The sequence below is a fragment of the Niastella koreensis GR20-10 genome (assembly GCF_000246855.1).
In the GTDB taxonomy this organism is placed as follows: Bacteria; Bacteroidota; Bacteroidia; order Chitinophagales; family Chitinophagaceae; genus Niastella; species Niastella koreensis.
The window spans coordinates 4,323,642-4,345,036 of record NC_016609.1 but is presented as its reverse complement, the minus strand read 5'-3'; the positions used below and the strand labels follow the sequence as shown (position 1 = coordinate 4,345,036).

Annotated in this window: 19 protein-coding genes; 10 read left to right on the top strand and 9 right to left on the bottom strand. The window is 43.3% G+C overall.

Annotated elements, in window-relative coordinates; translation table 11 throughout:
• The first annotated feature begins 259 nt into the window (after positions 1–259).
• Positions 260–673, top strand: coding sequence for a hypothetical protein (locus tag NIAKO_RS17060; RefSeq protein ID WP_014219686.1), 414 nt, complete (start codon positions 260–262; stop codon positions 671–673).
• A gap of 86 nt (positions 674–759) precedes the next feature.
• Here the strand turns inward: NIAKO_RS17060 and NIAKO_RS17055 are convergent, their stop codons facing one another.
• Together NIAKO_RS17055 and NIAKO_RS17050 are read right to left on the bottom strand one after the other, a co-directional pair.
• A complete protein-coding gene (locus NIAKO_RS17055; RefSeq protein ID WP_014219685.1) occupies positions 760–1,647 on the bottom strand; it encodes a helix-turn-helix domain-containing protein in 888 nt (295 codons plus the stop codon).
• A gap of 8 nt (positions 1,648–1,655) precedes the next feature.
• A complete protein-coding gene (locus NIAKO_RS17050; RefSeq protein WP_014219684.1) occupies positions 1,656–2,660 on the bottom strand; it encodes an aldo/keto reductase in 1,005 nt (334 codons plus the stop codon).
• 241 nt (positions 2,661–2,901) lie between these two features.
• On the opposite strand from NIAKO_RS17050, the gene NIAKO_RS17045 reads away from it, so the two are divergent.
• Complete coding sequence (locus NIAKO_RS17045; RefSeq protein WP_014219683.1) at positions 2,902–3,624, top strand: hypothetical protein; 723 nt, start codon at positions 2,902–2,904, stop codon at positions 3,622–3,624.
• Positions 3,625–3,666: 42 nt separating this feature from the next.
• Here the strand turns inward: NIAKO_RS17045 and NIAKO_RS17040 are convergent, their stop codons facing one another.
• The 3 genes from NIAKO_RS17040 to NIAKO_RS17030 all read right to left on the bottom strand — a co-directional run bounded on the left by NIAKO_RS17040 (position 3,667) and on the right by NIAKO_RS17030 (position 5,169).
• Positions 3,667–4,227, bottom strand: coding sequence for a hypothetical protein (locus tag NIAKO_RS17040; RefSeq protein WP_014219682.1), 561 nt, complete (start codon positions 4,225–4,227; stop codon positions 3,667–3,669).
• A gap of 336 nt (positions 4,228–4,563) precedes the next feature.
• A complete protein-coding gene (locus tag NIAKO_RS17035) occupies positions 4,564–4,815 on the bottom strand; it encodes an RNA recognition motif domain-containing protein (protein WP_014219681.1) in 252 nt (83 codons plus the stop codon).
• A 96-nt stretch (positions 4,816–4,911) separates the two neighbouring features.
• Positions 4,912–5,169 (bottom strand): RNA recognition motif domain-containing protein, encoded by a 258-nt coding sequence (locus NIAKO_RS17030; RefSeq protein WP_014219680.1) that lies wholly within the window; start codon positions 5,167–5,169, stop codon positions 4,912–4,914.
• A gap of 227 nt (positions 5,170–5,396) precedes the next feature.
• Here NIAKO_RS17030 and NIAKO_RS17025 point away from each other — a divergent pair, with 227 nt between their 5' ends.
• Positions 5,397–6,092, top strand: a complete 696-nt coding sequence (locus tag NIAKO_RS17025) for a hypothetical protein (RefSeq protein ID WP_014219679.1) — start codon at positions 5,397–5,399, stop codon at positions 6,090–6,092.
• A gap of 81 nt (positions 6,093–6,173) precedes the next feature.
• Here the strand turns inward: NIAKO_RS17025 and NIAKO_RS38595 are convergent, their stop codons facing one another.
• Positions 6,174–6,338 (bottom strand): hypothetical protein, encoded by a 165-nt coding sequence (locus NIAKO_RS38595; RefSeq protein ID WP_155966920.1) that lies wholly within the window; start codon positions 6,336–6,338, stop codon positions 6,174–6,176.
• A gap of 471 nt (positions 6,339–6,809) precedes the next feature.
• Between NIAKO_RS38595 and NIAKO_RS17020 the strand changes: the two genes are divergently transcribed.
• Positions 6,810–7,058: a hypothetical protein gene (locus tag NIAKO_RS17020; RefSeq protein WP_014219678.1), complete on the top strand. Its 249-nt coding sequence runs from the start codon at positions 6,810–6,812 to the stop codon at positions 7,056–7,058.
• Between the two features lie 222 nt (positions 7,059–7,280).
• Positions 7,281–7,595 (top strand): RNA recognition motif domain-containing protein, encoded by a 315-nt coding sequence (locus tag NIAKO_RS17015; protein WP_014219677.1) that lies wholly within the window; start codon positions 7,281–7,283, stop codon positions 7,593–7,595.
• Between the two features lie 215 nt (positions 7,596–7,810).
• On the opposite strand, the gene NIAKO_RS38590 is transcribed toward NIAKO_RS17015, so the two are convergent.
• Positions 7,811–7,966 carry a hypothetical protein gene (locus NIAKO_RS38590; protein ID WP_014219675.1) on the bottom strand — a complete coding sequence of 52 codons (156 nt, stop codon included), beginning with the start codon at positions 7,964–7,966 and terminating at the stop codon, positions 7,811–7,813.
• Positions 7,967–8,070: 104 nt separating this feature from the next.
• Positions 8,071–8,973, bottom strand: coding sequence for an AraC family transcriptional regulator (locus NIAKO_RS17010; protein WP_014219674.1), 903 nt, complete (start codon positions 8,971–8,973; stop codon positions 8,071–8,073).
• Positions 8,974–9,128: 155 nt separating this feature from the next.
• Here NIAKO_RS17010 and NIAKO_RS17005 point away from each other — a divergent pair, with 155 nt between their 5' ends.
• The 5 genes from NIAKO_RS17005 to NIAKO_RS16985 all read left to right on the top strand — a co-directional run bounded on the left by NIAKO_RS17005 (position 9,129) and on the right by NIAKO_RS16985 (position 20,730).
• The gene (locus NIAKO_RS17005; RefSeq protein ID WP_014219673.1) at positions 9,129–12,143 is read left to right on the top strand and encodes a SusC/RagA family TonB-linked outer membrane protein; all 3,015 of its coding nucleotides are present in this window, start codon (positions 9,129–9,131) and stop codon (positions 12,141–12,143) included.
• A 20-nt stretch (positions 12,144–12,163) separates the two neighbouring features.
• Positions 12,164–13,678 (top strand): RagB/SusD family nutrient uptake outer membrane protein, encoded by a 1,515-nt coding sequence (locus NIAKO_RS17000; RefSeq protein WP_014219672.1) that lies wholly within the window; start codon positions 12,164–12,166, stop codon positions 13,676–13,678.
• 84 nt (positions 13,679–13,762) lie between these two features.
• Positions 13,763–15,964, top strand: a complete 2,202-nt coding sequence (locus NIAKO_RS16995; protein ID WP_107685567.1) for an alpha-amylase family protein — start codon at positions 13,763–13,765, stop codon at positions 15,962–15,964.
• Positions 15,965–15,994: 30 nt separating this feature from the next.
• Positions 15,995–17,068: an aldose epimerase family protein gene (locus NIAKO_RS16990; protein ID WP_014219670.1), complete on the top strand. Its 1,074-nt coding sequence runs from the start codon at positions 15,995–15,997 to the stop codon at positions 17,066–17,068.
• A gap of 107 nt (positions 17,069–17,175) precedes the next feature.
• Positions 17,176–20,730: an AsmA family protein gene (locus NIAKO_RS16985; protein WP_014219669.1), complete on the top strand. Its 3,555-nt coding sequence runs from the start codon at positions 17,176–17,178 to the stop codon at positions 20,728–20,730.
• Here the strand turns inward: NIAKO_RS16985 and NIAKO_RS16980 are convergent.
• Complete coding sequence (locus NIAKO_RS16980; protein ID WP_014219668.1) at positions 20,703–21,356, bottom strand: HD domain-containing protein; 654 nt, start codon at positions 21,354–21,356, stop codon at positions 20,703–20,705. The genes NIAKO_RS16985 and NIAKO_RS16980 overlap by 28 nt on opposite strands.
• Positions 21,357–21,395: the final 39 nt, after the last annotated feature.

Here is a 21,395-nt window from a genome sequence, read left to right as displayed (position 1 = left end):
CAACCATGGTCTTTATCAACAGCCAGCGATACAATTTCTGGTAAATTCCTGAATTGCTTACTGTATGAGAGATCGACTGCACTTCATGTGATTTAAAATTGCTTAACATTGCCCGCTTGCATCCCTGTCAACTATGCATTAGCTTTGCAGCGACAAAACATTCAAATAAAGCTGTGTGCTAAATTTGTGGTGTAACCGAAAGCTTATTTTTCTCTCCGTAACGTTGTTTGCCTTCCATTGAAACTATAAATGTTAATATATGAGCATGACAAACAACCGCTTCAACCAATTAATCAAAGCAGTATTATTTGTAACTGCAATAACCTTCGCTTCAGTTGTAAATGCAGCGCCTGTACATGATGGCGATAAAATAAAGTCAGACAAAATGGAAGTTCGCATGGCTGACGCTACTGAAGCTGAAATAGTGGTTGAAGTAAAAATTTCCAATGAAGAAGCTAAAAGACTTGTATTAGTTGTTGAAAACGAACGTGGCGATGAGTTATACAGTAAGGAGATTGACAAAGCCGGTTTCCGTTACAGACTTAGATTTCCAAAATCCGATAACATCCTTACGTATACCATTAAATTGAAGGAGAAAGCAAGATCTTTAGAGCAATATAAGATCGTTACCACGCAGAGAGTTGTGGAAGATGTTACGATCTCTAAAATGTAAGCATCTAATTTACTTTTTTTTGAAACTTATAAACAGGCCATCCGCCATCGGCGGATGGCCTGTTTTATTAGCGGTATGTCGGGCAATCAGTTAAAAGCCTTACGAAATTCCAGCGGCGATACATTCGTCTTCTTTTTGAAAAGCGTGCTGAAAGATTGCGCGTGCTCAAAGCCCAGGGCATAGGCGATCTCGCTTATAGAAAGACTGGTCGTGGAAAGTTTTTCTTTGGCTTTCGCGATCAGTTTTTCATGGATATGCTGCTGTGTGTTCTGCCCCGTATGAACACGAAGCAGGTCACTCAGATAGTTCGGCGACAGGTTCATCTGCGCAGCAATATATTGCACCGTGAGCAAACCCTGTACATCGCTGTTAAAGTAATCATCGAGCAACTGCCCGAACCTGGTGAGCAGCGCTAAATTATTATTCTTGCGGGTCAAAAACTGCCGTTCATAAAAACGGTTGGAGTATTTTAACAGGCTCTCGATCTGTGTCAGAATGATCTCCTGGGTATGCTTATCGATATGCTGGCACTCCTTATCAATTTTATGGAGAATCGTGATCAGGTCATCTTCTTCCTCCGCCGATAGATGCAGCGCTTCGTTAACCGCGTAATCGAAAAAACCGTAATGATGAATGCTGTTCGCCAGGGTATGCTGTAACAGGAAGTCCGGGTGAAAGATCAGCAGATAACCGGACCCGCATTCCATATTTTGCAGGTCCAGTTGTTGCACCTGGTTAGGCGCGGTAAAACTCAATACTCCTTTATCGTAATCATAATGCTGCTGTCCGTACCTGATCTTTCCTTTGGCTTCGCGTTTGAGCGCCACACAATAAAAGCGGTTAACAAAACCTTTCCAGATCTCGTCTTCCAAAAAAACACTTTCCGCGAGATTGATCACACTCACCAGCGGGTGGCGGGGTTGGGGCAATGACAGCAACCGGTGAAATTCCGATATGGAATTAATGGCATTCATAAACAAAATTAATCAATTAAGCCCATACTGAACTCATCATAAGGCGCGCCGGTATCCGTACCTAAAGGCACGATACTTTCCAGTTGTGATAGATCCGCCTGAGTTAATACAATAGTTGTTGCCGCAATGTTTTGCTCCAGGTAATTCCGGCGTTTCGTTCCCGGGATCGGCAGGATGCCTTTGCTCATGATCCAGGCTAAAGCCAGCTGCGAAGAAGTGACGCGCCTGGCTTTAGCCATAGCTTCAATTGCCTTAACCAATTCAATATTTTTATTAAACATTTCACCCTGAAAACGCGGGATCGCTCTGCGAAAATCATTCTCCGGCAGGTCGTCGATGCTTTTGATCTGTCCGGATAAGAATCCACGGCCCAGTGGTGAGTAAGCTACAAAACCAATACCCAATTCCTTTAAGGTTGTTAAAACCCCTCGTTCTTCCACCGTCCGCTCGAATAAAGAATACTCGCTTTGTACGGCAGTGATCGGGTGCACGGCATGTGCCCGCTTAACCGTTTCGGACGAAACTTCCGATAAACCGAGATACCCCACTTTACCTTCCTGAACCAGCTTAGCCATCGCCTCAACCGTTTCCTCGATCGGCGTATTTTTATCCAGGCGGTGCAGGTAATACAGATCGATGTAATCCGTTTTCAGATTTTTGAGCGAACGCTCCAAAGATTTCCTTACATACTCTTTCTTACCATTGATGGCCCAGGTTAGCTTATTGTTATCATCGATCTCCCAGCCAAACTTACTCGCCAGAATATACTGATCACGTTTGCCACTGATCGCTTTAGCGATCAACTGCTCATTCTTCAGCGGTCCGTACAGATCGGCAGTATCTAGGAAATTACCGCCTAACTCAAGAGAACGATGGATCGTCGAGATGGCTTCCTGCTCATCCGCAGGACCGTACATATGCCCTTCTTCAAAACCTGTCATGCCCATACAGCCGAGGCCGATCAAAGGCACTACTAAACCCTGGTTGCCTAATGCTATTTGTTTTATTTTCATGATCCAAAGGTCGGTAGGTCAAATCGTACGCATGTATGCAAATCCCTGAAGCTTGTAAGCAAATCAGGGAATGATCAGCATCTGCAAACGTTTCAACTAAAGCGTTCCGGAATAGGTGGTTCCCCGAAGGTAACCGGTAACTGGTTCGTCATTTTCCTGAAAAAAAATTGCCACAACAGGTTCACCGAACGGTTATCAATTTTAAATTTGAGGATTAGCCGCAACTACAAAACTTCAAATTATGCAGTATTTTAACCCTGATATGTTTGACTTTGGGAAGGTGTTCGACAGCATCAAACACTTCTATCCAATCGGCGTAAAGAAAAACGAGAGCAGGTTGGACTTCTCATATCCTGGCTTTAAAGAACTTGAATCCATTATAATTGACAACATTCATAGCGTCAAACACTTTGAAGATCGGTGGAGCGTATTTATAAGGGAAATAGAGGCTGAATTTAACAAAGAGACCATCGGAACAACTTACGGGCAAGCTCCTTCATTCAGTGCTTTTGTGTTGCTTGAAAAAAGCACTTTTGATAATTTGACAAGGACAAAGGAAGTACACTTTTTTGTGAGCCTGGTTGGACCGTACTATACAATTATTGGTCTTGACAGCAATACTGTAAAAATCGAAGAAAAAAATTACAGAAGCACAAATTATTTGGTGGTTTCTCCTGAAAATGAGTTTGCCCAAATATTTCGATTGTTATGTGACAAAATTGAAACCCGTTTCGAAGGATTTCGGTTTATACCAATCGATCTTTGCAGACAGGTCATCGACGGATTGAATGTTCGTTATTCTGCCGAAAATCTGAATACCGTGTTTCATGCTTTGTTTAACGATCACATTGATCTGGCAGTTAACAGTACAATCGGCAACGAATACTACAAATCGGAAGACTGGATTAAAGAAGGCTCAGTGGATATAAGTGGCGGCTGGACAGCGTATCCACCAATCGGGTAGATATTCAAAGACTTAACCCCTGGGATGTTTTACCGGGATCAATTATCGCCAGCTTATTTTTATCTTTTGCCGCTTTAATTCCGTTTTCATATCGTTGGTGGTGGTTAAAAAAAACAGGTAGAGCGGCGTTTTTATGTCTTGCACTTTTATGGTTTGCCGGTCATCGGTATAGAATTGTTGAACGGTTCTACTGCCTGTTACAGTATGGTCATTTATAATTTTCACCTCTTTATCAAAAGAGCTCCATTTCTCTTTAGGTTGATAAGACCAATTTGACCAACCTTCCGTGCTAACAGCTATTTCTTTATCTTTATTATAATTCTCCTCTGTCATGGTTTCGATGAATAATTTTTGCAGATCAGGGACCGGCTCATTGTCTTTCAGGCGATAAATGCTGTCTGTAAAATCGGCTTTAACAAACACTCCGGTTGTATTTTGCAGGGTCACTTCTATTTCAAATGGTTTGCGTTGTAGTTGAATTTCGTTTTTGCCAGGCAGGTAGGTTTTGCCATCCTGAATAATTTTTATACCTACCTGTGCGGTTTGTGCAGTGGTGGTGAGTGTAACCAATAAGGCAACAAAACAAATAATGGTGAATTTCATATAACGGATTTTATTATCTGACCAGACTAAGATATGCATAAAAAGCCCGGAAATAAATTTCGTACCGATATATCGGTGCTCTTATTCAAATTCAACAGCTTAAATAGCAGTATTTGTATAATATTATTTGGCGGCAATTACGGTGCATCCTTACTTATCGGATTTTCTTTCGGTTGGAAGCACCTTGTATTTTGATAAAAAAAGGAATGGAATCAGTGAGGGGCCATTGCCTATGATCGATAAAAGCCGGGCGGCTGAACAAATCACTAAACTGTATTCAATAGCGAAGGTTATAAATTAAGGGGGAAACAAGGAGCAAGGCAATATTTGTTAAATTTACCATTCAGGTTTAGTCTGAAGCTCACTCACCGATATCTTCTTTCCATCCAACATTGTTTGATGAAGTGATTCAATCGCCTGCAGGGCTTCACCATAAATGGGCATGTCAATCAAAGCCTTGCACTTTGAGCGACCATTCAATTTATCCCTTACGACTTCTGCAGATGTTACAATGCCAAAAGCAGAAAATAATCTTCGCAAGTCACGGTCCTCTGTACTCAAACTAAGATTAAAAACCTGTATGTTCATGTCTTATTTTTATTGGTTATATACTACAGACCCGTTTATTCTGTTCCTGATCAATTACTATAATATAGAACCTGAAAACCGTTAAATCGGCCATAGTTACTTAAAGGCAGAATTATTAGTGGGAGTTGTTTCCTCCACACTGATATAGTTATTCATAAACCGGCAGTCATTAAGCTCGCAAATAACCATCTGTCCGGCTTTATATTCCATTTCAACTAAAGCTATACCTTCCGAATAACCGCTTTTCAAATTCGTCATAATTACAGCTGAAGTGACCAGGCCAAAAGGCCCCAGGAGTGCTACTACGTGTGAAGTGGTGGTAAGCCTGTTTAAGTTGCTGATCAATAATCGCATAATGTTCAAATTTATTTATTTTGAAATTGACCAGGTATAGTGTATAGGAAGAGCAGTATAGGGGGGATTACACAATAGAAAGTCAGATATTGAAAGTAAGCTTATTATCAGGAATAATCTAATTTAATATCGAAACCAGGCTCAATATGTTGATTGCCAATACGCCAGCTAAATACCATTCACCTTCCGGGATAAGGTTATATTCGTAACGAAATAAAAACCGACAAATGCAAACCCTTTATTTTTATATTAATGGATCTGGCAGTCCATTTTGGAAAGAAGAAAAAGTCGATATTAATGGAGGAATCTACTATTCTGATATTCACTGGTTGCACGACATCTCCGATCAATTAAAGAAAGAATGGGATAGGCTTGATACTTTATACTCCAACTACCGCAATCCAATTGATAGTAGCTTTCCAAGCTTCTGGACAAATTCAATGTGTGATTTATTTAATAATTTGGCTTATGCCTTTCTTGGAAATAGCATTTCCGAACTTAAATCCTATACTATTATTGACAAATTCACACCATTAAAGCAAGATGAAAGATTGTGGGAATATAGATTAGATCCTATAAAATATCATTTGAATCACAATTCATCATTTTACAACAAAGAAGATTTTAAAAAATTTTTAGAAAATAAATTAGAAATAGAGAGTAATCAAGTAACAGATTTGCCTTTATACAAGGGGTTTAGAATATCTTATCAGGAATATAAGGCCTTTAACAGATCGTTCTTAACTTTTGAGAAGTACAATAATTTTCCAATTGAATTTTGCCCATTAACTAATCGTACTTTTTTAGCAACAATCAATGATGGAGGACATGCTGCGGTTTTTATTGCTATGAGAATAAATAGAGAAGATATATTCCAAAATGAACAAAAGTTAATTGATTTAATAAATAACTATCTCGAATAAAATCTGACGCAATACCCGAAATTAATTCGCCGGTCATTTGCTGAGGAGGGATTTTACGGCATGCTTTTTCCGCCTTGTTTTTCAGTTTAAAATGAGAATAGAAACTAAACAGGTCACCATAACCATAAAAAGTTCCCTTCTGTCCTTCAGGATGCCAATCACTACGCCTGTTGTCTTTTGGTGCTTCAGGTATTGACGTGTTATTGCATCGATATCTTTGTCCTGTTTGGTGATTAAAGGATTCAAACAGCTCGGTTGTTCCTTTGCTGGATGACCTTGTGTCCTCCGTCTGCTTTCGTATAAGACGTTAAAAAGGAAATGTTGGGCAGGAACATACTTTTATCCGTTTGCTCATTTCCTGTTTTTCCTCCCGTTTTCTCTCTGCTATACCCATCTTTATTAAATTGATAGTGTTAATTTATTGAACACTGTTCAGTAGAGCAAATTATTTGACTTATTTTTGAGCCAGGCGCCTGGTTGAAGCCGCCAATCGTGCAAAAATCACTATATTCGCATTATCAGTTCTATTCGTCAATTATGCCTCCTTTGTTTTTATTGCATTTTGCTCATAAGTAGCTAGTATAAGTATTATATCGTATCTAAGCGTTTTTTCTCGTTTGTCAGTTGTATTAAAGTTTCAGTTTTTTGTTCTCGTTCGTCAGTTTCATTAAAAGTTTTAGCAAGCCTTTAATTAGTTAACTTTTTAAAATTAACGTTATGAAGCTTTCTGAATTTATTCTGTTAAGTGAGGAGGATAAAAAATTCGCTGTAATGAAAAATGCAGTTGCATTGGCTCAAATAAGCTTCCCGGAAATTACTATTTTTCTTTTTCAGCTAGACAGTTATTACATAGAAGCTTATTGCAACAAAACCAGCAAGGCCATTGAAGAATACCGGGTATTGCCAAATGCAGATTCAATCAGCCATTACCTGGAAGCCATTCCAATTGATGACTTATTAAATTGACTTATTAAATTGACTCATTAATTTGTAATGACCTGAAAAATCCTTGGATTTTTCAGGTCATTTAATTTTACTTATTGAAATGTGAAAAAGAAGTGTTACCTTCGCAAGGTTAATTTGAGCCTCGCATTAGTATTCATTAATTACATTGCCTTTTTTTCTGCATTATAGTTAGTTTCTTACTTCTTGCCTTTCTCGAAATTATTTATCAATTAATTTTTACAAATGAACATTTATGTTTCAAATTTAAGCTTCGACGTACAGGATGAAGACTTAAAAGATTTTTTCGCTCCTTATGGAGAAGTTACTTCAGCTAAAGTTATTACAGATAGAGAGACTGGCAGATCAAGAGGTTTCGGATTTGTAGAAATGTCAGATGAAGCTGCATCTAAAAAAGCAATCGCCGAACTTGATGGAGCTACTGTAGAAAATAGAACTATCAGCGTATCTGTTGCAAAGCCAAAAGAAGACAGACCTTCACGGGGTAATGACAGAGGTGGTTTTAATAACTCGAAGAGTTATAATAAAAATCGGTACTAATAATAATTTAGTATATATAAAGCCCCGAAAGGGGCTTTTTTTTTGTGAGCATTGTTAATTATAATGCTACCCCTTACGCCCATCCAGCCACTCAGGCGCACTTAGCTGTTTTTGAATTCGTACTATATCCCGGAGGAACCCGGCAATCCACATGCCCCCGTCTACAAACCTTTCCAACGGATAAAAATAAGTAGGCGCACTCATAGTTGCTTCCATCACGGCACGCAGCAATACATCTTTGTAGGTGCCGTAAAAAGTACCGTCAGGCTGTTTAAAACAGGAGAAAAATGTTTCTTCACCTGCCGACTTTTCAGGGCTTCAAAAGCCTGGCGTCTGGGGGCGCTCAACTGAGTTCCGTTTGCTTTTGCCATAGTGCTTTATTTTAATATTGTAGAAAATTACACTATGCGCAGGTGGCAGGCAACGTGAAAAACACCCGGTTTTTAAGTTATATAACAGGCTGCAACGCCTGTAACTATTCCATAGTTCTGTTTCTTTTCCGGTATTCTGAAGGCGACATGCCCATTAAGCGCGAGAAGATGCGGGAGAAATAATACTGATCAGAAAAGCCCAGTTCGTCGGCAATCTCTTTTATTGCTCTTGGGGTAAAAGCCAGCGTTTGGCAGGCTTGCTGCACTTTTAAATGATTGAAATACTCTATTGGTGAAAAGCCTGTTTGTATTCTGAATAAATTACAGAAATGCGTAACAGACATATGTGCTGCCCTGGCCAGATCGTTCAGGCTCAGGTTGGTGCTGAGCTTGGTTTTCATGTTTTCAATTGTAAGGGCAATCGCATCTTTACCGGGCGCTTTTACAGCCTGGTTATATTTTTCTTCATATAGCAGGGATGATAGAAAATGATAGAAGATCATATTCACATAGCGCAGCGTATCGGCACTGTATCCCTGTTCAAAATGAAAACAGATCTCTTCAAATAGTTTTATCCGGTTCTCGTTAAAGGAAAGATAGGGCAAATAGTTTTGCGAATGATTGGTGATCAGATTCACTACATACGTGGCGATATCACCTTTAAAATGTACCCAGTAAATGGTCCAGGGATCTGTTTCCATAGCGCCGTATTTATGCGGCGTGTTGGCGGGAAGCACAATGAAATGCGATGGCGAAATGTCCATCTTTTGCTTATTGATGGTTACCCAGCCCCGGCCTTCCACACAATAAATAATGATATGCTGGTTAATGCCATGCGGTCTTTCAAAATAGTGATTGGCTGCTTTGGGATAGTAGCCAATATCTGTAATGTATATTTGCTTCGTAATAGCGTCCTTGGTTAAAAAGCCAGACGCTATTTTTTTTGGTACAACAATAAGCTTTTGTCCTTCAAAGCCCTGGCGTTTTCTTGATCTCCTTTGTGGCATATGGCAGTTTGCAAAATAGGGATTACTGTATAAAAGTCCATCTTTTTCCTACAATTTACTATTCCCGCGCAAAAACAATATTACGAATTTTGAGATCGAACCATGCTGCCGGGCCGCTTAAGGCCCCAATTTAAATTAACTGAAAAACGATTGCTATGCAGAAATTGACCCTCCTTCTGTTTGTATCCTTTATAACCTGCCTGAGCGTCAGGGCGCAAGACCACCTCCTGAAAGGTAAAGTGCTTGATGCAGAAAGCAAGACACTGCTGCCCCATGCTTCTGTGCGGGCAATTGGCGATGTCTCTTCACAAATTTCAGCCAATGACGGCACCTTCTCTCTCACTGTAAAAGGGAAGATCATCCTGGTGATCAGCTATACCGGTTACAAATCCCAGACTATTAATGTACCCGATTCACAAACTACCATTGACGTGTTACTGCAAAAAGAAACCGATGCGTTGGGTGAAGTGGTAGTGATCGGTTATGGAAAACAGGCGAAAAAAGATGTTACCAGCGCCATCTCCAGTATTTCGGGAAAAGAGTTGAAAGAATTGCCGGTAACCAATATCAATGCCGCGTTACAATCGCGCATTCCCGGCATGCAGGTCACCAATGCCGGCCACGAACCCGGTGCGGGCACCAATGTACGCATCAGGGGTATTAATACCATTACGCAGGGTACCGGGCCAATTTATGTGGTAGACGGGGTAGTGGTAACCTACGATCTCCGCGAAATAAATCCCAATGATGTTGAGTCCATAGACGTATTGAAAGACGCTTCTGCTGCGGCCATTTATGGCTCCCGGGCGGCGGAAGGGGTTGTAATTATCACCACCAAAAGAGCTGCCAGCGGGCGAACCACTGTCAGTTACGACGGTTACTACGGGGTTCAGAAAATGATTAAGACTTATGATTTTGTTGATAATATCGATGATTATGTAAAAATGCGCCGGGCAGGGCTAAGCGATGAAGACCCTGTAGCATGGCCTATGGGCCCCGGTATTGATACCTTATTGTTCAACGGCGATGAACGGCGCAATATGGCTGCCCGTAAATGGACCGATTGGGTAGGACTGGTTACGCATACGGCGCCACAACAAAGTCATACCCTCAGTATCTCGAATGGTGTGGGAAAAAACAAATTGTACCTCAGTGGTAATTATCTGAACCAGGATGGGATTATCAAAGGATCAAATTTTGTACGCTATTCATTAAAAGCGAATGTGGAGTCGGAAATAAACGCAAAATTAAAGATAGGCGTGAACACCAACTTCTCTCATATTAAGAACGATGTAACCAGCAACGAAGTCTATTACAATGCAGTTACCATCAGTCCGTTGATGTCGGCTTATGATTCGGCCGGCAATCCTTCCGCCAATATAGATCCTTCAAGCGGCAACCTGTTATTCAATAACCCGGTTACCCTTACCCAATCGCCGGTACACACTGTTGATGACCGGTTTTTAGGGAACATTTTTGGCGAATACAAGATCATCAAAGGACTTACCTTTCGCAGCAGTTTTGGAATAGATGTATACAAAGATCAGCGCTTTGAATATTATCCGCGTACAACCAGTACCGGGTTCTCCAAAAAAGGCGTAGCCAAAATACAGAATTTCGGCTGGCGTGATTACCTGTGGGAAAATACCCTGGCCTATAGCTATTCTCCTGCTGCCGATCATGTGTTCGATTTTCTGGCCGGCGCCACCTACCAGCAAAGAAGACAGGAATGGAATTACGAAGAAGCCTCAGGTTTCCCTACAGATGATCTTACCTACAAGAACATGAGCCTTGCCAGCAGCCGCGACAACATTTCCAGCGATTATTTTAACTGGTCGGTCGCTTCCTTGCTGGGTCGGGTTATTTATAAATTCAAGGGCCGCTATATCCTTAATGGAACCATCCGCCGCGATGGATCATCCCGGTTTGGCGCCGAAAACAGGTATGGATATTTCCCCTCGGTAAGCGGCGCCTGGCGGGTAATTGAGGAACCTTTTATGGGGTTAAGGGTTCGGTCGGTAATAAACGATTTCAAAATACGTGCAGGCTACGGCGTGGTAGGTAACCAGGAAATACCCATAGACGCTATCTATACCCGAATGAACCCCGCGGCCTATCCCTTTACCGGCACTGCCCCGCAAACTTCAGGCTTTCAGCTGGGAACAGGTACGCAGGGGAATCCCGGGCTGAAATGGGAAAGCCAGCAACAGTTCAATACAGGTTTCGATCTGGCGTTTGCCAAAAACCGGGTAAAAGTAACGTTCGACTACTATAATAAAAATATTCATGATCTTTTGCTGAATAATCCATTGTCGCCTTCGCAGGGATTCGACAACAAGTGGATCAATGTATCGGAAATGAACACCCGTGGTATTGACCTGGACCTGAAAGTGAGCATTATTGAAACCCACAATTTTAACTGGCAAATGGACATCAACTGGTCGAAGTTCAGATCGAAGATCACCAAACTGCTGCCCGGCGTGGATTCATTGAGCCCTTATTTGAAGGTGGGTGAAGCGCCCAACAGCCTTATTGTTGATTATGTATATGATGGTTTATATCAGAAAGGGGATGACTTCTCCCTGAACCCGGGTGCAAGACCCGGTGATGTGCGGGTGAAAGACCTTGATGGAAATGGAAAGATCAACCAGTACGACCGCACTATTGTGGGGCGTACCACTCCGAAGGGCTGGGGCGGTATCTGGAGCTACTGGCGGTATAAACAATTCTCCATGACCGTTTTTGCCAATTATACCTACGGTCAGAAATTAGCCAATAAAGCCTACCAGGATTACCTGTATTACAGCAGCAAAACAGCCACCCGCACCCTGAAGGAAGGACTGAATTACTGGACGCCCGACAATACCAATACCGATGTGCCCAGGCCTAACCAGTTTGGACGTTCGTTAAGAGCGCTGCAGTCGGGCACTTCGAGCTTTATGGTGCAGGAAGGAGATTTTATCCGGGTGCGGAATATAACCCTGGCATACGATATCCCATCAAAGCTATTGACAAAAGCAAAGATCAATTCAATAAGAACCTATGTGCAGGTAGTGGAACCATTCCTGTTTACAAAATACAAAGGCATCGATCCTGAAATAGGAGTGGGGCAGTATGATATCTATCCACGCTACCGTACTTTCCTGTTTGGCGTGCAAGCAAGTTTTTAAAAAAATAAAATAACGATACCATGTTTGCTATAATATATTTTATTAAACAACGGTTTACCCTGACCCTGCTGTTTATATTGCTGGTGGCGGCAGGCTGCAGCAAAAAACTGGATATTACCCCCGAAACCTTTGTATCGCCCGAAGACCTGTATAAAGATGAGCAGGGCGCTACAGCCGGTGTTACCGGTATTTACCGTAAGATGATGGAATTGAATAACGGTGATTATTATTTTGTAGGTATTGTAGGTACCGATGAAGGTAAAACAACTTCTTTTGTTCCTACCTGGGGCGGCTACTGGCAGCATTATGATGGTATTAACAGCTACAACGGTTTGATGGGCGCACAGAACCAGCTGGTGCAGGGAACCTGGAACAGTTTGTACAAAGGCATCGTAAACGCCAATATCGCTATAAAATATATTCCTTCATCGGCTGCTTCGCAAACGGTAAAAGACAGGTTGCTGGCCGAATCGAAATTTTTACGGGCCGTATTTTATTTCAAGCTGGTACAGTTCTTTGGCGGGGTACCCCTGCCTACCGAACAGCCCGATGCAGTGGCTGACGCCAATGGCGGCAAACCACGTAGTAGTGAAGACGAAGTATATGCGCTGATCATCAGCGACCTGAATTTTGCGGCTTCCACCCTGCAGCCCAAAGGCACTGCCGCTGTGGGGCATGCCAACAAAGAAGCGGCCCAAACCCTGTTGGGCAAGGTATACCTTACCCGTAAGGACTATGCCAATGCCAAAAACACGCTGCAGCCGTTGATGACGTTAACCAACGTGGCCCTCATGCCTAATTACGCCGATCTGTTCAATGAAAAGAATGAGAACAATATTGAATCGCTTTTTGAGGTTCAGTATTCCAATGAGAATGGGAATACAAATGGCCAGGCCAATACCCTGGGCGGTTGGCATATTGAGAATACCTATCCCGGCGGCGGCGGTCATGTAGTGATACCCACCGATTATTATGACACCTGTTTTGAAAATGGCGATGCCCGTAAAGATGCATCCATCCGTTATAAATTTTACGATAAGAACGGAAATGAGGTTGATTACTGGTGGTGGGCCGATGTTACCAAACCACATGTAAAGAAGTACGATATAACGCAGGGCCAGTCATTGAACGGCGGCCTTTCATCGCGCAACCTGTACTATCTGCGTTATGCCGATGCCATCCTTATGTATGCAGAAACCCTGAATGAGCTGAATGATGTTACCGGCGCGCTCACTTATCTGAATAAGATCCGTACCCGTGCAAAACTGGCCAACTGGGAAACCGTATTAGGGCATACGCCTGCGCAGCAGGAACTGCGCGATGAGCTGTTGAAAGAGCGCATGCGCGAGCTGGGTTTTGAAGGCTGGCGTTGGTGCGACCTGAAAAGGTCTGGTAAGCTGCTTACCCAAACAAAAGCCTACAACTCCGATGCCGCACCGAATATGACAAGTAAGAATTTATTGTTCCCGATATCTTCCCGCGAATTTGAATTGAACCGTGCCCTGAAACCAGGCGATCAGAACCCTGGTTTCTAAGACCCTGAGCGAAGTCGAATGGGCCGGCAGCTCGCACTGAGCGTAGTCGAAGTGTGAGCGCAACCGAAACGCTATATTAATGTAATGATGATGAGCAAAAAGTATATCCTCTTTTTACTACTTGCCCCGGTGGTTGCCATTGCCCAGTTAAAGCAGGCAACTGCAGACAGTGTAGTCATAAGTAACGATTATGTAAAAGTTGTTGCCAACCTGCATTCAGGAAAAGTGCATTACCGGTTTACTTCCGGAACGGTTTTTGAAAATACGGTGGCTTATGTGCAGGATGTAAAAAGCGGCCTGTTGTTGTCGACTGCTTTTGCCGGGCACCAGGTTACTACAGACGACATCAGTGATCCGCTGGGAAAAGGCATCTGCCTGAACCTGGTGCATGAAGATGCAGGTCAGCCGGTTCGCCTCACTCAATATATTACGGTATACGAAAAGCAACCATTTATTTTGTTGAGCACGGTGGCCACAGCCAGGGAAGTGGGCGCCATGGTTGAAACCAGGAATATCTCTCCTTTAACCGTGTTGCCGGCCATGCAGGGAAAAATTACCACCCCGGGCAAAAATGTACTGTTGACCGATTATCCGTTTGATAACGATAACTGGGTAGATGTGATCTCGCGCCATTGGGGCCCGGAGGCCATTTCAGGCATCAGCTACGAGCTGGCATCTGCATATGATGAACAAACAAAAAACGGCTTTGCAGCAGGCAGTTTGGTGCACGACTTCTGGAAGACCGGTATCAGTTATGGTACCGGTGCTTTCAGCAACCGGATAGATTCGTTTATAGTGTATGGTGGCGCTGCTACAAAAGACGATCCTTCAAAACCCGATTCCTATGGCGGCAAAGACGGCACCCATGATTATGTACAGCATGGAACACAAATGGGCGCATCGGTGGCTTCGCCCCTGATCTATTTATCTGCTTCACCCGATGTGCGGAATGACCTGTTGCAGTTTGGTAATACCATTAAAAAAATAGCTGGTTTTAGCAACTGGAAGCAAAGCGCGCCTTTTTACTGGAACAGCTTTGGGGTAGAAGGGGTGCTTGGCTACGAAAAAGTAATGATGCCGGTAGACGTAGCCAAAGTGAGCGACTTTATTCATTCCATGGAGAATTTCAATAAGACCACCCAACCGGTATTAAGCATCGACTCGTACGACCAGAATATCTATTCCACCGAAGTATTACAATCAATAAACCGCTATGGAAAAAAGAAAGGACAGCAATTGGGTTTTTATTTTATCCCCTTTGTCTTGTGGACGTGGAAGAACGGCATTAATGATGCTACACTCAATACCGGTGGCAATTTGCGGGATGTGATCCTGCTTGATGATAATGGTAAATATGTGCCGTATAAAGACGGCGACTGGGGCGCCTTCCCGATTGATCCTACGCATCCGTATACCCGCAACTATATTATAGGACAGCTGCAAAAAGCCAAAGCCATCGGGGCAAAGTTTATCAAGATAGACTTTTTATCGGCCGGTGCCCTGGAATCTTCCCGGAGATATGATCCGCAGGTGCGGTCGGGCATCCAGGCGTATAATTATGGAATGAAAATGCTCAGGCGCCTGGTAGATTCTATTTTGGGGCCTGATATTTTTATTACCCAGGCTATCTCTCCCTTGTTCCCTAACCAGTATGCGCATACCCGGTTTTTATCAACCGATGTGTATTCACATTTAAGAAACAGTCAGCCGGGATTTCCGCATTATGGCAGTACCTGCGGTTCCATGATCAGCGCTACACATTTCTGGTGGACACAGGGCACCCTTTGGCCATATACCAATATGGATGTAGTGGTAATGAAAAACTTTCAAAAGAATAAAGATCTCACCGCGCAGGAAGTAAAAGTACGGCTCTTCTCCATGATGACATTGGGGAGTATTTTAGGCGATGGCACCGATTACCGGAATAAAGAAGCTGCCGCAAGGGCCCGTCAATTTTTAAATAATGCGGCCATTTGTGATTTTTTTAGCAGGCCCAGGGCATTTACGCCTTTGCGTTTTCCGGTAGGAAACGGGCAATCGCAGCAACTGAGTTTTTACCTGCCCGGCGATACCATCCTGGTATCGGCGTTCAACTTCGATACCGAAAAACCATTTACCGAAACCTTTGTACAGGCCGAACTAAATTGGCCGGACAGGGCCTATAGTTTACACGACCTGCTGACCGGGCAGGAAATTGGAAAAATTGAAAAAGGCCAGCCGGCTTTTACGGTTAACGTGCCCGTAAAAGATGCGGTGATGCTGCAACTCGTTCCGTCAGAAAAATAAACCAGTCTTTAAGGACCATATTATCCGAACATGATTATAACCAAACCAACAGTATCCACAACAACCGTATGGCCGCGTACCGGTAAGGGAAATGAACCGGTTGTGATGATTGTTTTACAGAATGGAGATATTACTCTTGAGTGTTCGAATATCGGTTGTTCAATTGTTGCCATACATACACCCGACAGGCACCAGGCAAAAAAGAATATTGTAGCCGGATTTAAAAACTGGGAATTGTATACCGTTAACAAAGACTACCTGGGGTGTGTGGTGGGCCGATTTGCCAACCGGATTGCGCATGGCGCATTTAGCCTGAACGGAAAAAAATACCAGCTCACCGTGAATGATGCGCCCAATCATTTGCACGGCGGCTGGAATGGGTTTAGTCGTAAAGTGTGGCAGGTGGCCGGTACTATTGAGAATGAAAACGAATGTGGGGTGGAATTTACTTATGTGAGCCCTGATGGCGAGGAAGGATATCCTGGCAATGTGCTGGCAACGGTGCAGTACACCTTAAACAACAATAACCAGCTGCAGATTACATACCGGGCCACCACCGATAAAAGCACGCCGGTTAACCTTACCAACCACAGCTATTTTAATTTAACGGGTTTTAACGAACCTCATATCCTGGATCATTATCTGCAGATCGTTGCAGAGGAATATACCGAAAAATCGGCCGGCAATACGCCTACCGGCGCCATGGCAAGCGTATATAACACGGCGTTGAATTTCACCAGTCCCAGGTTGATCGGGAGCCATATAAACTGCTTTCCCGACGATATGGGCTACGATCATAATTTTATTTTAAGCCGTATTGCTTCAAAAAAGATAATAAAAGCCGCCGTATTAAGTGAAGAAACAACAGGACGCATGCTCACCGTATATACCAATAAACCTGCTATACAGGTGTATACGGCCAACCACTGGAATGGCGCCATTATTGGCCGGCAGGGCGTAGCCTATCGGCAACATGGCGCCGTTGCCCTGGAAACACAATACTGGCCCGATAGTGTTAATCACGTGAATTTCCCCAATACCATATTGCATCCCGGTGAAGAATATACTTCCACTACGGTTTTTGAGTTTGGGGTAATGGGGTAATTACTGTATGACGCCGGTTTTTCAGATCAGTGGCTGGCACCAATTTTACTGGTTTCAGGAAGGAAGTGTTTAATATCTTTGCTGATACTTCCTTCAACAGGGTTTAGATGAATAAAAAGGTGCTCAAAAAAGCTGGTCTTGCTTCGCTTGTTATTGCGATAGTGACCATTCTTTCCCTGATCTTCATCATAAAATACCGGATCAAATCGGTAATAAGGGAAGTTGTACGCAGCGAAACAAACGGGGTTTATAAACTCAACTTTTCAAAAATATCAATAGATTTTTTCAAAGGCAGGGTAAAGCTCAACGCTGTTGATTTTAAACCTGTTTCCTCCGATCTTAAAGATTACCGGTTTACTATAAGTCACCTTTACTTTTCCCTTGCTTCCTGGAACCAGCTTTTTTTTCACCGTAAATTGTTCGTTGATAGTTTACAGATCAACGACCCGGTTATTACCATTTTTCAGCAACCGGTTCAAAAAAGTAATAATGAATTAGGGCCTTTCCAGGAGATATTCAAGTCGCTGAGGAATATCAGTGAGATCTTTAAGGTGCACGTGCTGGAGATCAACAGGGGTAATATGACCATTTACCGGGAAACAAACGACGCGCCTCTGGTGATCAGTAATATCAATTTTCGCGTTGAGAACTTTGGACAACAGCAGAAACAAAATACCCACCTCCGTTTTGCCGATAATGTAACGCTCAGGGTTGGCAAACAGCAATGGCAGTTCCCTTCCGGACAGATCATTAAATTTGAGAATCTGTTCTTTTTGGGAAACGATCAAACCTTTCAGGTAGATTCCTGCGCTATTACAACGGCGCCGGATAGCAGGGGACAACGTACTTCCTTATTTGCAGAAAAATTTTTGTTCAGAACCAATGAGATCGCGACCGTTTTTGAGCGAAACGAGCTCAATCTCGATACGCTGTACTGTAAATCGCCGGTACTATCTGTGGCCATCCCTGCCGATAAAAAAGACAATGACACGGTAAGTGAATTAAATGAGTCGATCCATCAGTTACCCGGCAATATCAATATAAAATTTATAAATATTGAAAATGGCCAGATCCACCTGACTTCATCTGACGGTAAACGCTCTTATACCGGCAAAAAAACCAATTTTAAAATATACGGCCTGAACATCGGGCGCAACCCGGTGCCTTATATCCGTGCAGGTAAGATCGATTTGAACCTGCATGAGATCAGTTTTGCTACCCGCGACAGCCTCTATCTGTTAACGGTTAATGAATTCAGATTCGACAGCAATAACCTGGTTTGCACAAATGCCTATCTTAAACCTTCGCCTAAAGCGAAAGGTTATTTGAAAGGTATCGATCTTCCTGCCTTTACATTAATTGATATAAGTTTGAACGATCTGCTGGAGAAAAGATTGAAGGCGCTGGTGGCGGTAATTGACAACCCACAGTTTTTCTTTGGCTCACGTGCGGCAAGGAAGAAAGCGGTTGAAAGTGGGATTCCCGTCAATAAGTTTTACAACACGTTAAAAAGCCTGGCGCAACTGGTGGATGTTCACTGGTTGACTATTAAAGACGGCGCGCTCAATTATACCCCGCTGGGTTCCTCAACCCCGGAATTGTCGCTTAATAAAATAGATATGGAAATAAACCTGGTTGGGATGCTGAATAGTGCTTCCATCCAGGAGACCCGGCAATCTATTCATGCATTACGGATAGGTTCAATAAATTTAGCCAAGGACAATATAAGCGCGGGCCTGAATAATTTTTTCATCGATGGCAGCAGGGAAATTGGGACGTTGGGGTCGTTAGCTGTTCAACTGCCATCGGGGATAAAACTGAATGCCGCCAATTTATATTGGGAAGGATTCTCCTGGGAAGATTTTATCAGGGACAAAAGTATTTATATAGATACCCTGAATATTCCCACTATTGGCCTTAATGCGCAGGTGCTGCCCGGAGGCTCTGGGGAGATCAGGAGCGGGTTGCTGCCGGTTACCATCAATAGGCTGAAAATCGGGCATTCGGTAATAAGGCTGAAAACAATAAATAATACAGCAATAAACGCAACCATAAACCATATTTCACTGCAGGGATTACAGGCTGCGGGCAGGTTTGTTTCCTGGCAAAACCTGGATGCCCGTGCAGACAGCATCTCATTCAGGGATGATCGTAGGCAGATTGCCGTTCAGCGGTTACATTACTCGGCATTGGGTGAGTCCACTATTCAAAACATATCATACACCGACAGCGCCTGCCGGATAAAAAGCCCCGAAATAAGATTCCAGGTACACCTGTTTAATTCTCATCCTGATGAACTTCGGATTGGAAAACTAGACATTCCACGCGCCTATATTAATTACCGGCCTGTAAGTAATTCTTTATCGGTAGCCTGCCGTTTTGCTTTACATGCGGATGACGGCGTAATAGGGAAAAGCAATGGAGGGGCCATTGCATTTGATAATTTCTTTTTGGAAACAGATTCCCTGTCACTGGTTAAACCCGGCCCGCATGGTTTGCTGGAGATCAGTAACGGAAGCGGGGGGGTAGCAGGTTACCCCCTGGCAATTAATTTAGCAGGAAATAATCCACATCTGAAAAACATTATAAACAGCGTACACATTACCGGTGGCCGGTTATTTTATAGTGACAGTACGACCATTGCGTCGGTTGGGAATATTACCGGAAACGGAAAAACGGGCGCCCTGGCCTTCAGGGATGTTGCCGTGAATCCACGGATCACATTAGAAACATTTATTAAAACAACGGTCTGGCAAAAAGATTATCTCACCTTTCATTGCGATAGCATCGGGTTGCACCAGGTAAATTATCGGGCGTTATTAGATGATACCTCGTTGGCTATCCGTTCGGTTTATTTGCAACATCCCCGCGTTACCACTTTCCGCAATAAGAATACGGCCTTTCTGCATGGCATTGAGAAATTAATGCCAACAAAGTTGCTTGCAGGCATGAAGGCGCCGGTGCGGATCGATTCTGTTCAGATAAAAGGGGCTGTTGTGAATGTGCAGGAAGTGTCGGCAATTACCAAAAGGAAAAGCATTGTGCCCTTAAGTAACCTGAATGGTACAATAACGAACATAGTTAGCCGGCCGGGTGAACAGGATAGCCTGGTGCTGGATGTGTCGGGGCGGGTGTTGGAATATGAGATCCGCACCTTGAGATATGCAGAATCTTACACTGATTCTCTTTCAGGGTTTACCATGCAATATGGCATAGCGCCTATGCAATTGACGCATTTGACAAAACTGACCAACCCGCTTTCCGCTATTGCTATCACCGAAGGCAGGGCAGATACGTTATATGCGAAGCTCACGGGTAACAAATACGCTTCAGTTGGACAAATTAATTTTTATTACCATGGCTTGAAAGTGCGATTGTTGAATAAAGAAGATTCCCTGAAAAGAAGTGTATTTCTTTCTTTGGAAACACTGTTGGCAAACGGATTGATCAGGTCGAACAATCAAAACCCGGCGCGCATGTTTTTTATCAGGGACCGGGAGAAGTTTGTATTTAATTATTGGGTTAAAACACTTTTCAGCGGTTTTGTTACCAGTACAGGTGTAAAAAGGAACAGAAAATATCAGAAGATGTACAATGAAGCGGAAGGAAAATACACCCTGCCGCCGGCATCGGGCTATAGCGCTCCATCCCATTCACCATAAAACTGTTTCAGATAGTTTTCCATAAACTCATGCCGCTGCATCGCCAGCTTGCGGCCGGTTGATGTATTCATCCTGTCTTTCAGCAATAACAGTTTTTCATAAAAATGATTGATGGTAGGGGCGCTGTTGCTTTTATATTCTTCTTTCGTCATCTTCAGGTTGGCCGGTACTGCCGGATCGTAGAGCAACCTGTTTTTAAAACCACCATAACTAAAGGCGCGGGCAATGCCAATGGCGCCAATAGCGTCGAGCCGGTCCGCATCCTGTACAATGTCCAGTTCCTTTGACTTAAAGGGCTGGTGGTGATTACCGCCTTTGAAAGAAATATGAGTAATGATGTTTTCTACGTGTTCAATAACCGGTTCCTCCACCTTCAGAGAATGTAACCATTCCCGGGCCACGCGCGGTCCAATGGTTTCATCGCCATTGTGAAATTTTGAATCGGCAATATCATGCAGCAGGGCGCCCAGGGCAACCACCAGTTCATCGGCCTGCTCTGCAGCGGCAATATGCTGGGCGGTTTTCCAAACGCGGTGAATATGCCACCAGTCGTGCCCGCCTTCGGCGTTGGCCAGCGTTTGTTTTACGTGATTAACGGTTTGGATAATGATCTCATTTTTGTTCATGTGGCGAAAATAATAAGACTTGTATTAACGCAGGGAATT

Excerpts from the sequence above, each read along its gene's own strand:
- NIAKO_RS17060 (WP_014219686.1), top strand. The coding sequence starts at position 260 with ATGAGCATGACAAACAACCGCTTCAACCAATTAATCAAAGCAGTATTA.
- NIAKO_RS17055 (WP_014219685.1), bottom strand. The coding sequence starts at position 1,647 with ATGAATGCCATTAATTCCATATCGGAATTTCACCGGTTGCTGTCATTG.
- NIAKO_RS17050 (WP_014219684.1), bottom strand. The coding sequence starts at position 2,660 with ATGAAAATAAAACAAATAGCATTAGGCAACCAGGGTTTAGTAGTGCCT.
- NIAKO_RS17045 (WP_014219683.1), top strand. The coding sequence starts at position 2,902 with ATGCAGTATTTTAACCCTGATATGTTTGACTTTGGGAAGGTGTTCGAC.
- NIAKO_RS17040 (WP_014219682.1), bottom strand. The coding sequence starts at position 4,227 with ATGAAATTCACCATTATTTGTTTTGTTGCCTTATTGGTTACACTCACC.
- NIAKO_RS17035 (WP_014219681.1), bottom strand. The coding sequence starts at position 4,815 with ATGAACATACAGGTTTTTAATCTTAGTTTGAGTACAGAGGACCGTGAC.
- NIAKO_RS17030 (WP_014219680.1), bottom strand. The coding sequence starts at position 5,169 with ATGCGATTATTGATCAGCAACTTAAACAGGCTTACCACCACTTCACAC.
- NIAKO_RS17025 (WP_014219679.1), top strand. The coding sequence starts at position 5,397 with ATGCAAACCCTTTATTTTTATATTAATGGATCTGGCAGTCCATTTTGG.
- NIAKO_RS17020 (WP_014219678.1), top strand. The coding sequence starts at position 6,810 with ATGAAGCTTTCTGAATTTATTCTGTTAAGTGAGGAGGATAAAAAATTC.
- NIAKO_RS17015 (WP_014219677.1), top strand. The coding sequence starts at position 7,281 with ATGAACATTTATGTTTCAAATTTAAGCTTCGACGTACAGGATGAAGAC.
- NIAKO_RS38590 (WP_014219675.1), bottom strand. The coding sequence starts at position 7,966 with ATGGCAAAAGCAAACGGAACTCAGTTGAGCGCCCCCAGACGCCAGGCT.
- NIAKO_RS17010 (WP_014219674.1), bottom strand. The coding sequence starts at position 8,973 with ATGCCACAAAGGAGATCAAGAAAACGCCAGGGCTTTGAAGGACAAAAG.
- NIAKO_RS17005 (WP_014219673.1), top strand. The coding sequence starts at position 9,129 with ATGCAGAAATTGACCCTCCTTCTGTTTGTATCCTTTATAACCTGCCTG.
- NIAKO_RS17000 (WP_014219672.1), top strand. The coding sequence starts at position 12,164 with ATGTTTGCTATAATATATTTTATTAAACAACGGTTTACCCTGACCCTG.
- NIAKO_RS16995 (WP_107685567.1), top strand. The coding sequence starts at position 13,763 with ATGATGATGAGCAAAAAGTATATCCTCTTTTTACTACTTGCCCCGGTG.
- NIAKO_RS16990 (WP_014219670.1), top strand. The coding sequence starts at position 15,995 with ATGATTATAACCAAACCAACAGTATCCACAACAACCGTATGGCCGCGT.
- NIAKO_RS16985 (WP_014219669.1), top strand. The coding sequence starts at position 17,176 with ATGAATAAAAAGGTGCTCAAAAAAGCTGGTCTTGCTTCGCTTGTTATT.
- NIAKO_RS16980 (WP_014219668.1), bottom strand. The coding sequence starts at position 21,356 with ATGAACAAAAATGAGATCATTATCCAAACCGTTAATCACGTAAAACAA.